Source organism: Almyronema sp., assembly GCF_052168255.1.
In the GTDB taxonomy this organism is placed as follows: domain Bacteria; phylum Cyanobacteriota; class Cyanobacteriia; order Phormidesmidales; family Phormidesmidaceae; genus Sphaerothrix; species Sphaerothrix epifaneia.
The window spans coordinates 13,176-28,243 of record NZ_JBQLZL010000076.1 but is presented as its reverse complement, the minus strand read 5'-3'; the positions used below and the strand labels follow the sequence as shown (position 1 = coordinate 28,243).

The window sequence follows — 15,068 nt, the reverse complement described above, 5'->3', positions numbered from 1 at the left end:
CTGGAAACTTTAAAGAAGCGGGGGTGGAAGTTAAGATTCGACAAACCCTGGAGGCGGAGATGGGCATCTCAAGTTCAAAAGTCTTAAGTTCGGGGCATCTACGGTAGCTTTCCTGCAGAGTTTCAGAATTTTTGTTTGACTTTTCCAAAATTGTCGCCAAGTTGGGTGGAGAAATGACTAAAAATATCAAGAGTCCTGATTTGTCTATGGTAGTTGTTCAGCCCAGCGGCGTGCTTAATGCGGCGAATGCGGCTGCCTTTCAAGATCAGCTGGTTAAAGCCTTATCGACTAGTGCAACAGGTCTAATCGTTGATATGAGTTCTGTTGACTTTTTAGACAGCGCTGGGCTAGCCGCTTTAGTGGTCGCTTTACGCACTGCTCGACGTAACGGTAAGCAGCTCAGCCTCTGTGCTGTTCCACCTTCGATCAAGATTGTGTTTGAACTCACTCAGCTCGACCGCGCCTTCGAGGTTTTAGAAACTCGGCCAGCGCAAATGGCGATCGCCGCTTAGTGACTTAATTCCTTAGATTGTTTTTGGCTCTAGACGCTATCCTCGTCACTTTCAACGACTCATAAAGCTAGCTCAAGCAATTTCTGAGTTTGAGCTTATGTTTTTTGAAAAGCGCCTTTGCTCTCAGGCTGAGGCGTTTTTAGTGTGTTCGAAAGACGGCAGCGTTACTGGCAGCTCAAGGCCATCCGCTATAGTGAAGGGGTAGTTTTTCAGCAAACAACTCGCTGGCAGATATTGTGGCGATCGCAGTTGATACCCTTTTAACGTCAGAGATTTCGCGTCCGGCTCGCTATTTAGGCAATGAGTTAGGAGCCGTCCACAAACCTTGGCAGGCAGCTAGCATTCGCTGGGTGCTGACCTATCCAGAAGTGTATGAAGTGGGCGCGTCTAATCTAGGCCACATTATTTTGTATAGCGTCTTAAATGCTCAGCCCCGGCAGTTGTGTGATCGGGCTTATTTGCCTGCCAGCGATTTAGCGGCCAAGCTGCGCCAAACGCAAACGCCGCTGTTTGCGGTAGAGTCTCGGCGATCGCTGCAGGAATTTGATATTTTAGGCTTTAGCCTCAGCTACGAACTGGGGGCTACCAATATTTTAGAAATGCTGTCGCTAGCTGGTATTCCCCTCACCTGGCAAGAGCGCTCAGCCGCCGAAACTTGGCAAGTAGAATCGGGCAGTTGGCCTCTGATTTTTGCGGGTGGCCAAACGGCAACTTCTAACCCAGAGCCTTATGCTGACTTTTTTGACTTTATTGCCCTAGGCGACGGTGAAGAACTTCTGCCTGAAATTGGGTTGGTGCTAGAAGAAGGCAAAGCGGCGGGGCTATCGCGTACTGAACTGCTGCTGGATTTGGCTCAGGTACCGGGGGTTTATGTGCCGCAATTTTACCAAATGGCGGCAGATGGATCGGTACAGCCCATTCGCAACGACGTTCCCTCCCGCATCTTGCGGCGAGTAGCCACCCCTATTCCCGACTATGCTATTGGCCTGGTTCCCTACGTAGAAACGGTTCACGATCGCCTAACGGTTGAAATTCGCCGTGGCTGCACCCGTGGCTGCCGTTTTTGCCAGCCCGGTATGCTGACGCGTCCGGCGCGAGATGTGGCTCCGGATGCAGTTATGGATGCGATCGAGCAAGGAATGCGCTCAACCGGGTACAACGAGTTTTCACTCTTGTCTTTGAGCTGTTCTGACTATTTAGCGTTACCAGCCGTTGGCGTTGAAATTAAAAATCGGCTGAAGAACGAAAATATTTCTCTGTCGTTACCCAGTCAGCGGGTCGATCGCTTTGACGAAAACATCGCCCATATTATTGGCGGAACGCGGCAGACAGGGTTGACTTTCGCCCCTGAAGCTGGCACCCAGCGAATGCGTGACATCATCAACAAGGGTTTAACCAACGAAGAACTGCTGCGCGGTGTGAAAACGGCTTATGAACAAGGCTGGGACAAGGTCAAGCTTTATTTCATGATTGGCCTACCGGGTGAAACCGACATAGACGTTTTAGGTATTGCTGAAACGGTGCGTTGGCTGCGGCAGTCGTGCTATCTCAAAAAGCGCAAGCCATTAAACTTCAACATTACAATTTCAAACTTTACGCCCAAGCCTCATACCCCCTTTCAGTGGCATTCGGTATCTACGGCTGAGTTTAAGCGCAAGCAAGCTTTGCTGAAAGAAGAATTTCGTCTGCTGCGAGGCGTCAAGGTTAATTTTACCGACGTCCGCATTTCGGCCATGGAAGACTTTGTGGGGCGTGGCGATCGCCGCTTAGCTGCTGTCGTACGCAAAGCCTGGGAACGAGGGGCAGGCATGGATTCCTGGTGGGAAAGCCTTGATCGCGCTTTTGCTGCCTGGAACCAAGCGATCGCTGAAGCCGGACTGACCTGGAAATATCGCCAGGTAGACAACGGCGAATGGAACGTTATGGAGACAGGTGATACCGCCGCCACCGATTTAACCGCGCCCCTGCCATGGGATCATATTGATACGGGAATCGATAAGGCTTGGTTGCAGGCAGATCTGCAACGAGCTTTAGCCGCTGCTACGGTCGCCGATTGTTCCTTTGCTGGCTGCTCCCATTGCGGTGTTTGTGGTTCCGATTTTGGTCACAATGTCGTTGTGCCTCCCCCGGCGATTCCTGAGTTTGGGGGGCATTTTCAACCGCCTCAACAGCGAAGCCAGCGGTTACGGGTACGGCTAGGTAAGTTAGGGACAATGGCTTTAATTGGCCATCTGGATCTGGCTCGTTTACTCGATCGCGCTGTGCGCCGAGCGGCTTTGCCTCTAGCCTTTACGGGCGGATTTCACCCCGGCCCTCGCATTTCGGCGGCGATGGCGCTGCCTTTGGGGGCAACCAGTACAGGTGAAATTGTTGACTTTGAACTAACCGAAGCGATGGCACCGACAGAATTTCAGCAGCGGCTTCAGGCTCAGTTGCCCGCTGAAATGCCTATTTATCAAGTAGAAACCGTTTCGCTACAGTCTCCTTCAGCTACTAAGGTTCTAGATCGAGCCGAATACTGGCTTTTAGTTCAAGCGCCTGACCCAGTGCCCTCGCTGTCGCAGTGGCAAGTCTGGTTGCAAACTGTCAAAGATAGCGCCGAAATTTGGGCCGAGCATCGCACCAAATCAGGTAAGCCCAAGCAGGTAAATTTACGCGATCGCCTGTTTGAACTATCGCTTTTGGAACCTGATCGGGCTATGCAAGCGTCTGCTAAATTGCAGCCAATTGCAGCCGATCAGACGATTATCAGATTTGTTGGCAGCTGTCGCAACGACGGCACGCTGCTACGACCTGAACAAATGATCACGATGTTAGAACAGGTGACGCAGCAGACATTTCAGCTATTGCACGTTCATCGCCAGCAGTTGTTCTTAACGGCGGTGGACTCAGAAAAGGCCGCTGACGCCTAAGGAGTCATGGTATGCGGTACCCAGCCATTTTAGGAAGACAGGGTCAATGCTTGGGGCTAGGGATGATGGTGGCTGGCCTAGTTTTGGCGGCAGCGGCGGCGGAGGCGTTGCCAATAGATGAAGCTAACCCCAACCTGACTACGGCCTATGAAGCCCTCTTACAATTGCCCCTCACCCTTGATCCTGACGAGGCTTTGCTAGAGAGCGGCGAAGCGATTACCGAAAATACCATTTCTATGACTTCGCTGACGCCGCCTAGCCTGTGGTGGCAACAAGAGCAAACCAGTACCAGCCTGGGTGCGCCTCAGTTACTCAATACCTGGGTTGCTTTTCGCGGTAGCCCCCAGCAACCTCGGCGGATTGATTTGGTGGTGAATGCCCAAATTTGGGAAGCGCTGAGTTATTTAGAGCATTACGTTTTGGTTAACCAATTTGGCACTTCAGCCAAATCTTTTGGTTATAATCTGCGCGTTTTTGCAGGCAGAAATTTAGTGGGTGCCAATGTCTGCGACTTTAGCGCCTACAGCGATCTAGAAACCTTAAATCACAATCAGTGGCCAGACACAGATCTGATTGCCACTGTGCCTTGCACAATTGTTTTGGATTATTTGGGACGTAGCAACGTGCGAGGCCGCTAGCTAGATTGGCGAATTTCGGCCCAAAGCTGGGCATAAGCCTGTTCGCTATCGGTTGGTAGCGGCTGTAAAAATTCGCTTTTGGCAAAAATGTCTGCCCCTGGTAGCAACAAGGGATGATTGCGTAGGGCTGGGGGGAGTGAGGCATCGGAGCGGGTGGCAAATCGAGGGGAGGCTCCATACGTGGATAGCGAGAGCTGGGTGGCGACATCGGCTCGCCAACAAAATGCCAACCACTGCTGCCCTAAGTCAGATAGGGGGGAGACATCAGAGCCAGTCTCTGCGATCGCCCCGGCTGGCTGCACCCAGACATCGGCTGTTAACAGGGTGCCTGATGGGGGAATAGCGGCGCGGAGCTGGCGATACTGCTGCATCACAGGCAAAACATCGGTTGTCCACCCCACTGCTAGCCAGGTGTCGTTACTGACTAGAGCCTGCAAAGCGTGATTAGAGCTATAAAACTTGACCTGACGATGAAGCGACTGTAGCGACGCTGTTAGCTGGGGCAAAAAAGCAGCGAAGTTGCTTGAATTAGCTGATTGAGCTAGCTGCTTCAGCACCAAACCAATAACAATTCGGGGATGGTTGGGCAGCGAAATTTTACCCCTGAGTTCGGGTCGCCACAAATCTTGCCAGGTTTGCGGTTGCCAACCTAAAGATTCAAAAGGGCGATCGCGATAGACCAACGCCAAACTGCCCCAACGATAGGGAACTCCCCACACTTCTCCGGCGGGGGCAAGATAACCTTGGCGATCGCGTTTGACCAGTTCAGACCAGCGCGGTGATAGTTCCGGCCAGCTTTGGACTTGTGCTGCCGAGAAAGGTCGAATAAGGGCTTGCTGAATAGCACTGGTGAGCCAGTAATCCCCTAGCGTTACGAGATCGGCAGGGGTTGGCGTTGTTGAACGCCGGATCGGACTCCTTATTGGCCAGCGTGATGACGGTTCAGCAGAGACTTTTACCCATCTTTGCAACTGGGCATAAAGTTCGCTCATCTGCTCTTGACTGTCAAACTCACAGCTTTGGGTCGTCAGCAGCTCTTGACGAAAAACCCGCAGCAACTGAGGCGGAAACGAATTCGCCAGCAGCTCAATTTTGAGGGCATCTGTATCCGTCTGACTACAAGCAGACAGTAAAGCATTGGTGGCTAAGGCAGCCGTCGCAACTAGCAGCGATCGTCTTTTCATACCCTCCATTTTAGAGCGCAACTTGCTTCTACCCCAAGCTACCGTTTATCTGTTTCAGCCTGAGGCTAAAACCCCGTTGTTAAAGACCTATAGCCAATTTGCAAATTAGCTGTTGACCCCCCCAATATGGGTAAACCTATGAGGGTACGTGGGGATCAACTGAGACCATTCTCAAAACAGTTTTTGGGTAACTGATTGGTAGCAAAGTTTGACGCTAAATCTACAACCAGTTACCTAAAACTAATAAGGTTGTCTAGATTTCATGGTTTAGGTTTGAAACACCACTAAAACCCCGATGTAACCGTAGATAGGCAATTTTGAGTGAAGGCTAACGCCAGACATTTCTCAGAAAGATACCTATAAACACCGCAACCAAGATAAATGCAGGCTTTTGCTAGATTTTGTTGTCATCTCCCAAATTGGCAGATTGAGCTGATCTGGCTTGGCAAAAAGATTTAGCAGATAGTTCTTTTGTGGTTAAATGCACTTAAAGGACAATGCTTGAAATAGCCTTAATGCTTGCTAGACAGGCTTTTCAGCTTATAGCTCCTGTTGACTAAAACTTTTTTCACTCAAACGCTAATCTTAAGGATTACTCAAGCAAAAAGGTGACGAATAGGTCTTTAAACCTAGCCAAATCATTCACAGATTGCGCGATGGGCTAACTTGTAAACTTTCATTCAATCAATATCAACAAACATTAAATAATCTCGTGGTAATCTCACTCATTCAGGCAAAGTCCCTAGGATGGAATTGGAATTGAATTAGTACGTTCGGGATGAAGTGTTTATGGATTTGCTACAAGAACAGGTAGTCCTCTTAACGGGCAAAGTCGATGCGCTGCATCAGATGATCGACCAAATAAATTTGCGTATCGCTGAAGTCTTATCGGGACAACAAGCTTGCTCGTCTCAATTCGAGAGCAATATGCAGTTTGGCATCAATCCAGCCGTCTCAGCTTACTCAGGCGGTATTGTTGGTTCAAGTGATGTAAAGCACAAAGACATCCTGACTGACAATGCCTATATGAACCCCGAAAAATCAGGCGCTGGTAAAGAAATTACGCCAGAAGTGCAAATACAACGCCTGACAGCTCAACTCACCGCTGCCTATAACCGAATTGCTGCGCTTGAGGAACAATTGCTAGCCACCCGCACCCACCACTAAGTTGGCTAGGGTTTAGCGGCAAGTAGCTGCTTCATAATGGCTCTGAGGTTTCTAGTCGCTGTTCAGGTTTAGCAAACCTGACTGCTGATCTAGAAGCTGCTCAATTGACTGAAGCAGTTGAGACATTTGCCAACCCCGATAGAGATAGGCTGCCATTGCACAGCCTCCAGCCCCCACCCCCTCTTTGACATAGCCCTGTTCATAGGCCCGCAGTTGCCTGTACCGGGAGTTGGAAAAGTCAATTTGGGCGGCCAGTAGCGGTACCTCTCCAACGATATTGGCTAAGCCAATGGCGTCTCCTGACGCGTCTTCAACTACCCAACGCGTCGTGCCTACGACTATATTTTGAGGCTGCCAAGCCAACTGCTGGTCGTGCGCAATGGCACGGCTAAGGGCATAAACGGCTAGCATCTGAGTTCCGCCTGCTAGCAAAACACCGCTTGCTCGACTCAACGCAATACACATGCCAGCAGCGACAACCTGCATGGGATCTCCCAAGGCGGCCACCACTGCTAGCGGGTCGATTGAGAGGCGATCGCCCTTAATCCTAGACTGCTGCCATCGACGAAGTCCTAACGCCACTAGATCTTGCTTTTGGCTGTGATTGCAAACAGCATGGCTGCTGTTAACTTTACCGGCGACAGCAAAGCCCAACCCTAGCAAGATTGCCAAAGCGGTTGTTGTGCCACCGACAACACACTCCGACAGCACAACATAGCGATCTCGATAGTCGATCGCAAGCTGTGTTCCCCAGCGTAAGCCTTGTTGAAATAGCGATCGCACTTGGGCAAAAGACATTGCTTGCCCCGTACTCAAGCAAGCAGCAGGTTGGCCTTTGAGGTCAATATGTGGAACCGCTGGGCTAAGCGGCAACCCAGCATTGAAGATTTGCACCGGGACGGCTTGAGCGGCTACCAAAGTTCTCGAAATAAAAACGGGGGAAGCGCCTGCTATCAGCGGCGGCAGAGGATAAACACTAGGGTGGCGCGGCCCATAATAAAGAAATTCAGCATCTGCGATCGCTGTATAGCGTCGATCGGCAGGTGTTGCGCCAGCGGCTGAAATACCTGGGATCAAAGCTGTCTCAGTAAAGCCCAAAATGCAGACAAGCAAAGGGGGTTTGCCCTGATGGCGAGTCAACCAGTCGGTAGCCTGTTGCCGTTCAGTGCAAACACGGATCATAGGGTCAAAAGCAAAAGGCTAAGGCAGAGGTCAGAATGAAAGCTTTTCTGGCAGCGGCTTTCAGTCATTTGAGTGTTTTAACCCTGATGGCTACAGCTACAGTAGCGATTGAGCAGCTCAGTCATCTAGCAAGACCTGTACCCAATCAGGTGGCTCTGGCATAGCAATGCCCAAGCGTTCAAACAAAAACCAAGCCGCCAAATGTACTGTAAACAAATAGAGAATGCTGCTGATCAGCACCATCAAAGTTGCCAATAACTGAATCATGCCTAAATCAGGCTGGCCTACCGTCCCTAAGCCAATCAGGCCAAAATCGACCAGACGATTGAGCCCCCAATCTAATAGCTGAGTAATTTGAGTGGTCAAATAAACCCACAAATCTTCTCCCAGCATGATCGACAACAGCCATACGCGAAAGAAAAAACCCAGCGTGCCAATCAGCGCCCCAATGAAGATTGTGCTGTACCAAGCCGCATTGCGCACCCACATGAAGCCAAGCTGTACCCCCAAAGCTGCATAGGGCATTACAAATAGCACGCTCCGCGGCGGCCCCATCAAAACAGCCAAGAGCAAACCCGAAACCAGCGCCGACATCCAAGCCGCCCGGTGTCCCCAGCGCAAATAGACCAAAGCCGTAGGTAGCGGGAAAAAAATTCGCAGCAATGGCCCAGGCGGAAAATAATAATTAACTAACCAGATCAAACTGGCGGTACTGGCGAGAAAGGCGGTTTCCACCATCGCGACCGGGCCATTGGTGGGTAAGGGGCGCGATCGCTTGGCAGACTTGTTGGCGATCGCCTCAGGTAGATCTAGACCTAAATCATCTTCCCAGTCTGAAGCATTCGATTTTGATGAAGACTGCCTAGCGTTGGGCAAATTCGACATAGCTTTCTAATAAAACAAAGCCCAGTGGCTACACTAGCAAACGCTCTAACGCATCTAGATCAGGAATACAAACAGTATCTCGATTGCGCGTAATCAGCTCTTTCTTTTCTAGCTTACTGAGTACACGCGTAACGGTTTCCCGTGCTAAACCACTGAGGCTACTGAGTTCCCGGTGGGGCAGGTTAGGAATTTCAACGCCCCCCTCTCCCATCGTACCCTGACCATCTGCCAGAAATAGAATAATATCGGCCACCCGCGACATACTATCCGATTCGCGCAATCGGAGTCTGCGGTTGACTTGGCGTAACCGTCGAGCCATCAACTGAGCTAAGCGAATACCCGCCATCGGTTCGCTTTGAATAAGGGTAACAAAGTCGTTGGCAGGCATGTTGCCAATGACCGTCGGTACCAGCGTAATCACATCGGTTGAGCGTGGAACTTCATCTAAAGGAGCCATCTCACCAAAGAGTTCTCCCTTGCCCAAAATATTGAGCGTTACCTCTTTGCCATCTAGGTTGTAGGTACGGATTTTGACCCAGCCTTCCAAAATAAAGTAAACCGAGCTGCCCCAATCATTCTCTAGCAAAATGACCTGATTGGCTGGGTGACGACGCGTCACGACTTGAGCCGTTGCCTTCTCGACGGCTTCTTGAGGTAACTCCGCAAAAAAAGGAGCCGCCTGAATTAAGGCGCTATCGATGTGATGATCTCGAGAGGTATAGCGAACGTCCATGAAGCTCAAAAAAACAGCTTTTGCATCACATAGCCCAAAACTTTGGCGGTTCACTGGCAGGTGAAGGCCGCATCGCCTCAACTAGCTAGCTGTAGCTCTACAAACGGGGCATGCTACCAACCTAACAGCCCAGACAGGCGATCGCTAGCCACAGCTATGCCTCACTTCCCTGATTTTATCGGAGTTATTAACTATAGCACCCCTTTTTGCTGAAACAAGCGTTTATCCTTGCCCTCAGGCCGGGGCTAAAACCGAGCACTCAATCGAGTCAAACGGCAGCGTCAGGCAAGGGTAATAGGCAGTAAAGTTGTCGAACACAGAATACAGAATACAGATCTGTATAGATGCGATCGCGAGGTCTGGCACAGCTTAATCAATCGCCGGAGCCGTTGCGAAAAAATGTTAAAACTTATTAAAAAATAAGTTTCTGACAGCGGCAAAATCGATTTGAGCAGGTTGCTAGAACCGCTCAAATCGAGAAATCTGTTGAGAAGTGTCATTTTAGCGGTAGCCTGCTCTACACTTTGAGCAACAGATTTTCTTGGGTCAGCAAGCTAACCTTTAGCAAGTGGGCATGTTTATAGGCATATACTGGCTGCTTGAGGCGATCGCTTAATTTGCGCCTTTTCTAACGACATTGTGTTCAGGGTTTTCGGTGTGACTTCTCAGCAGAACCAAATTCAACAACTGATTGCTGAAATTGACGCTGTTCTTGGCAAGGCAAGCCCACGTCTGCCCTGGGTGATGTCGAGTGAAGCGAGCCAACAGCGACAGGTTTTAGAGAAAATTCGAGACTATTTAGCCTCGCGAACAGGGCTGGCGAATGTTCCTTCTGAGTCTGGCTGGGGGGAGGCGGCTGAACTAGCTGAGCTAAGTGTACCTGCGACCCTGGAAAATTCTGCCCAGCAGGTTTTGCAAGCATTGCTGCAAGAAATGGACTATCTGCGTACGCAGATGTTGCAGCCGATGCGGGTAGAAGTAGATGCGCTCCAGCAGCAGCGAGACAGCTTGCTAAAAGAAGTGCGGCTTTTGGAGGTGGAGCGTTTACGCAGCCCAGACAGGGATGAACTCAAACCGCCTCTGGCAGAGTTTCTGCAAGCGCTGATTGAACAAATGCAGGAAACGCTGACTCAGCGCCTGACTCAAACGGTGCAACAGTCTGACCGCTTGCTTCAAGGCGATCGCCCGGACGCTGATGTAACTGCCTTACTCAATGCTTCTTCGAGTCAGCAGCTCGCCCAACTACAGCGGTTACAAGATCAAAGCGATCAGCTTTTGCTAAAGCTTGACTCTACCTTGACGACGGTTTTTGAAGCGTTGCAAAACAGCGTTGCTAGCTATCAAGCGTCGCTTGCCCAAGGGCTAGAAAATATGCACAGCCTGGGGCAGCAAGGGGAAATTGTGGTTTCAGCGCTGATTAACCATCTAGCTGAGCAGCTTAGCCAGGAAGCTTCTGCTTATTTAGCGGCAGCGCGATCGCCTGAACCCGAGCAACGACTGCTGATGTCTCAAAGTGAGCAGACAGAACTGGCCGAATCTGAAGTAGCTGACGAAATTCCACCCGCAAGCGATTGGAACGATCCGGCGGCGATCGCTGAAGCCGCCCTCGATCTAGACTCGCTCGATCTAGACTTTGATTTTGACGATGATGACGATATTACCCTGCTCCAGCTAGACGAGGAGATTACGCAACTACAGTTTGATCAGCCTGAAGCAGACACCTTTGCCGCCGATGAAGACGCTACCGTCATCCAAAGCCCTCTCGATTCGCCGGCAGCAGCTACCGCAGCAGATCCATTAGACAAGCTAGCGGCCTTTGAGCCTGAGCCGTCAGCCCCTACTGGCGAATATCGAGAAGAGATTGATACGCTCTACGAAAGTCTGTTTGGCCCAGAAGATATAGCCGCAGCAGTTGAGCTAAGCCAGCCAACGACCCCGCCTGAAGCAGCTCAGCCACCAACCGACGAAGCAACAGCAGCCGTAGACGCACTAGACTTTTTGACGGTTGAGCTAGCGGGGCTGGAAAATTTAGAGACTGACATGGCCACTGCCGACACATCGGCTGAAGTCGATTCGGTAGAGACGGTTGATGAGGCGACGACCTCCGATCACTTAGATAATTTAGACCAGTTAGATGATTTAGATATCGATTCGGTAGAGGCGGTTGACGAGGCGGCGACCCTCGATCAGTTAGATAATCTAGATCAGTTAGATGATTTAGATAATGAGGCTGTCACCCCCGATCAACTAGAGAATTTGGATACCTTGCTTTTGGGTGAAACGATCGATTCTGTCGAAACGTCTCCTGAACCCGTTACCTTAGATTCTTTTTTTGCAGGTAGCGAAAGCGAAAGCAATGGCCACCAAACCAGTGAAGTCCCTGAGACAATTGCTTCACTTGCTGAGCTACTGCCCGACCACCCGACTGCTAGTTTTTCAACCTCAGACACCTTACTGGCAGGCTTCGATGAAACGCTGAGTTTATCGCCAGAGGCGCTGACGGAGGATGCCTACATTCCCGCCCCGCCCAACGAAGACTTACTAGTCGATGACGCTGAGGCTAACGATGTTGTCGAGTTGAGCCTGGATTTAGACTCATCGGTGTTAGAGCAACTGAGCGCCGATCTTTCTAGCCTAGAAGGCTTGGAACCAGAAGCGCTGACTGAGTCGGATTTAAACCTGAGCCGCGATCGCAGTGATGAACTTTTCCCGGAAGATACGCCTCTATTAGATGAGTTAGCCTTTGATTTTCCAGATGAGTTAGCCAGCGTTGCTGACAATGAGGCGATCGCGCCTGATGTTGACCCGCCTGCCGTCTCAAGTTCATCGTCTACCTTGAGTGACTGGCGTGCTTTTGCTGACGAATTACAGGCCGACAACCGGGACGACGAAGTAGAAGAGACGGGGGCCACTCTAGAAGATTTAATTGCCGCTACTGAGGTAGAAGCAGACACGTCTGAAACGGCAGAAACCCTTTCTTTGGAAGCGCTATCTGCCCTCGAACTAGAAGACATTGACTTTTCACCCCCCCCGGCAGATACCCCCCCACCGCAAGAAGCTCCTGAAGAAATGCCGATGGCTGAGCCAGATGAGGCGATCGCTGATCCGGCGTGGCAGGTTTCGCTAAGTGAGCTAGACAACTTAGACAACCTAGACGAACTCGATAACTTGGCAACCCCAGATGATGCGCCGAGCGATCGCCCTAATTTGTCTTTAGAAACGCTGGAAAATCTTTCCTTTGAAGACCTTTCACCTGAAGCTGATCAGCCAGCTTCCCCTGATGAAAATCGGGCAGAGGCGTTCAGTGACACCTTTGATGATTTTTCGTTAGGGGACGTTGCAGAACCCATAGGAGCGCCTGATCCGGTTGAAGACCGTTCTGCGGCTGAGCTAGAGCCTGACTTTTCTTTGGATCTACCAGACGACCTGGATCTGGCTTGGGGTGAGGAAGCCGCGCTTGGCTCCGCTGAGGCTGCTGACCAACCACAGGTGCCCGATCTCGAACCCCCGGCCACTGACGACCCAGCCGCCGACGGGGCAACCTGGGACACTTTAGCCGCCAATTTGTCCGCCTTGGATGCCTCACTAGCGGCAACGTCAGAAACCGATTTAGATGAGCCGCAACCCCCTGAATCGGCAGTCAGACCGGATATTCCAGATTTTGAATCGGACTTAGAACGCGACCTCCCGTCAGCAACGGCTGCCCTAGACGAGTCTAATGATATGTTGACTCGTCTGCCTACCGCCGATTCTGCCCCTGAGCTGTTGACCGATGAGCCGAATGCGCTCCCTGAACTGGCCGAAACCGCCCGCCGGGAGCCTGCAGCCGCGACGCTTGCAGGCGATTCAGTGCAGCCATCGATAGCCGAGGTTGACCAAGCCGACCAGTCTAACACTCTGCCGCCTGTTGAGGCTGATGAGGCAACCCACCCACAGCACTGGTTTTTGGGGATTGACTTGGGAACGACCGGACTTTCGGCGGTTCTGATGGATCGCACCAACGATCAGGTGTATCCTCTTTACTGGCTGGCCTCTGATGCCGCAACGGCTGAAGAAACCGGACGCAACTTTCGCTTGCCCGCGATCGCCCAGCTTGAGCAAACTACCGCTACCCATCCCCCCCAATGGCAAATTGCCTCAGTGGGGCTAGCTGCCGTGCCGCAACCTGCCCATTCAACCGTATCGGCATCCCATCAGCTTTGGCTACGGCACTTCAAGCCGCTACTCAAAATCACAGTTCCCCAGGCCGATTTAGAACCCTGGTTGCAATGGTCTGAAGATCAGCAGCTACCCCTATTAACCGTGCAAGCCACCTTGCAACAGCTATTAGCAGCGCTACAAGACCAGCACTGCGCTGCCTTGGGCTTAACCCAGCCGCTAACTACTGTTTTGTCAAAGCTACAAGGGGTTATTGTTGGCTACCCGGCCAATTGGCCAGATACCTACAGTTTCAATATTCGTGAAGCTATTTTAGCGGCACAGCTTGTCAATCAGCCGGAGCAAATCTTTTTTGTGGAAGATGCGATCGCGGTTGTGCTTTCTGGCCTGCCGCAACCCGTCGCCAACTCAACGCCAGCCGCCAATCCTCAAGTCACCCGTCAGCAAACACTCTACCAAGCCCGCTGGCAGGGGGGCACCGTCGTCATTAACGGCGGGGCTACCTTGACTGAACTGGCAATTGTTTCAATTCCTGCTGAGCTAAGCGATCTCAAGCACGAAAACTTTACCTTGCGTAGCTTTGCCTATGGGGGGGATGCGATCGATCAAGACATTCTTTGTCGGCTACTTTATCCCGCCGAAATGCGCCAAACCCGCGATCGCGAGGTAAGACTGCCAGCAGCTCATGAAAAAAACAATGGCTGGAACTGGCAATCAGCTTCTCTAATTACCGCAGCCGATTGGCAAAATCTGCAGCTAGAAAACTTGATTCTTCCTCGTGCGGGCGAACCTGATTTAGCCAATCGCCATCGTCTGCAACAACGCTTAAACAGCTCTTTGCTTGGCCAAAGCCTGCTGGAAGCTGCCCGTTACCTAAAACTGATTTTGCAACATCAAAGCCAGTTTCAGCTTAATCTGGGCAATCAAGCTTGGACTGTTAAACGGCGAGATCTAGAAAGCCGTATTTTCTTACCCTATATTCAGCGGGTGAATCAACAGCTCAATATCTTACTCAGTCAAAGCGGTCTGTCTGCCCCAGCCGTCAATCAGGTCATCTGCACCGGGGGGTCAGCGTCGCTAGCCGCCTTTGCCCGCTGGCTGAGACAGAAATTTCCCAACGCCACTATTATTCAAGATACTTATCCCGGCGATCGCCCCCCTAGCTGTAGCCGAGTCGCTTATGGACTGGTCAATCTTTGCCGCTATCCTGAAGTTTTAGAAATTACCCGCCAGCAATACAACGACTACTTCTTGCTAGCAGAATTGTTGCGGGTCTTCCCTGACCATCCTTTACCCGTCAGCGGTATTATGCATCGTTTAGAAGAACGGGGCATCAACACCCAAGCTTGTCAGATGCATGTTTTGGCGTTATTAGAAGGGCACTTACCCCCCGGCTTAGTCCCGACCGAAGCCGATTTTGGCCTAATTGCGGCTGACTCGGTTGAACGGGCAGGGTATGCGACGCTGACAACGGCTCCCCTCTTTACCAAGCAGGGTAATCAAATTTATGTGCCCAATGAGGCTCAAAGTGAACGGCTAAAACAGCACCTAAACCAGCTATTAGCCCACAAGCAACAGACGCTAGATGAGCCGTTAATTGCTGATCTGGCGGCTGAAGTTGCTTAAAAAGCTGACCTAACTCGCGCGAACAAGGCTGTTTTGCCCTCGGTATTAGCTGAAAGCCAGATTTCATCGCG

9 protein-coding genes are annotated in these 15,068 nt (G+C 51.2%); 5 read left to right on the top strand and 4 right to left on the bottom strand.

What is annotated here, in order from left to right; all coding sequences use genetic code 11:
• Window positions 1–206 precede the first annotated feature (206 nt).
• The 3 genes from ACTS3T_RS17200 to ACTS3T_RS17190 all read left to right on the top strand — a co-directional run bounded on the left by ACTS3T_RS17200 (window position 207) and on the right by ACTS3T_RS17190 (window position 4,062).
• A complete protein-coding gene (locus ACTS3T_RS17200) occupies window positions 207–512 on the top strand; it encodes an STAS domain-containing protein (protein ID WP_377966769.1) in 306 nt (101 codons plus the stop codon).
• A gap of 236 nt (window positions 513–748) precedes the next feature.
• Window positions 749–3,424, top strand: coding sequence for a TIGR03960 family B12-binding radical SAM protein (locus tag ACTS3T_RS17195; RefSeq protein ID WP_377966771.1), 2,676 nt, complete (start codon window positions 749–751; stop codon window positions 3,422–3,424).
• A gap of 11 nt (window positions 3,425–3,435) precedes the next feature.
• Window positions 3,436–4,062, top strand: coding sequence for a hypothetical protein (locus ACTS3T_RS17190; RefSeq protein ID WP_377966773.1), 627 nt, complete (start codon window positions 3,436–3,438; stop codon window positions 4,060–4,062).
• Here the strand turns inward: ACTS3T_RS17190 and ACTS3T_RS17185 are convergent.
• Complete coding sequence (locus tag ACTS3T_RS17185) at window positions 4,059–5,246, bottom strand: extracellular solute-binding protein (protein WP_377966775.1); 1,188 nt, start codon at window positions 5,244–5,246, stop codon at window positions 4,059–4,061. The two genes, ACTS3T_RS17190 and ACTS3T_RS17185, sit on opposite strands and share 4 nt — an antisense overlap.
• Window positions 5,247–6,035: 789 nt before the next feature.
• Between ACTS3T_RS17185 and ACTS3T_RS17180 the strand changes: the two genes are divergently transcribed.
• The gene (locus tag ACTS3T_RS17180; protein WP_377966777.1) at window positions 6,036–6,413 is read left to right on the top strand and encodes a hypothetical protein; all 378 of its coding nucleotides are present in this window, start codon (window positions 6,036–6,038) and stop codon (window positions 6,411–6,413) included.
• A 51-nt stretch (window positions 6,414–6,464) separates the two neighbouring features.
• Here the strand turns inward: ACTS3T_RS17180 and cobT are convergent, their stop codons facing one another.
• The 3 genes from cobT to ACTS3T_RS17165 form a co-directional block, all read right to left on the bottom strand.
• The gene (gene cobT / locus ACTS3T_RS17175) at window positions 6,465–7,595 is read right to left on the bottom strand and encodes a nicotinate mononucleotide-dependent phosphoribosyltransferase CobT (protein WP_462935280.1); all 1,131 of its coding nucleotides are present in this window, start codon (window positions 7,593–7,595) and stop codon (window positions 6,465–6,467) included.
• Window positions 7,596–7,712: 117 nt separating this feature from the next.
• On the bottom strand, window positions 7,713–8,480 hold the full coding sequence (locus tag ACTS3T_RS17170) for a DUF2232 domain-containing protein (protein ID WP_377966781.1): 768 nt from the start codon (window positions 8,478–8,480) through the stop codon (window positions 7,713–7,715).
• A 28-nt stretch (window positions 8,481–8,508) separates the two neighbouring features.
• Window positions 8,509–9,213, bottom strand: a complete 705-nt coding sequence (locus tag ACTS3T_RS17165; protein ID WP_377966783.1) for a Crp/Fnr family transcriptional regulator — start codon at window positions 9,211–9,213, stop codon at window positions 8,509–8,511.
• 657 nt (window positions 9,214–9,870) lie between these two features.
• On the opposite strand from ACTS3T_RS17165, the gene ACTS3T_RS17160 reads away from it, so the two are divergent.
• Window positions 9,871–14,997, top strand: a complete 5,127-nt coding sequence (locus tag ACTS3T_RS17160; RefSeq protein WP_462935279.1) for a hypothetical protein — start codon at window positions 9,871–9,873, stop codon at window positions 14,995–14,997.
• Window positions 14,998–15,068: the final 71 nt, after the last annotated feature.

Coding starts and splice junctions, on each gene's coding strand:
- cobT (WP_462935280.1), bottom strand. CDS start 7,595: ATGATCCGTGTTTGCACTGAACGGCAACAGGCTACCGACTGGTTGACT.
- ACTS3T_RS17180 (WP_377966777.1), top strand. CDS start 6,036: ATGGATTTGCTACAAGAACAGGTAGTCCTCTTAACGGGCAAAGTCGAT.
- ACTS3T_RS17190 (WP_377966773.1), top strand. CDS start 3,436: ATGCGGTACCCAGCCATTTTAGGAAGACAGGGTCAATGCTTGGGGCTA.
- ACTS3T_RS17165 (WP_377966783.1), bottom strand. CDS start 9,213: ATGGACGTTCGCTATACCTCTCGAGATCATCACATCGATAGCGCCTTA.
- ACTS3T_RS17170 (WP_377966781.1), bottom strand. CDS start 8,480: ATGTCGAATTTGCCCAACGCTAGGCAGTCTTCATCAAAATCGAATGCT.
- ACTS3T_RS17185 (WP_377966775.1), bottom strand. CDS start 5,246: ATGAAAAGACGATCGCTGCTAGTTGCGACGGCTGCCTTAGCCACCAAT.
- ACTS3T_RS17200 (WP_377966769.1), top strand. CDS start 207: ATGGTAGTTGTTCAGCCCAGCGGCGTGCTTAATGCGGCGAATGCGGCT.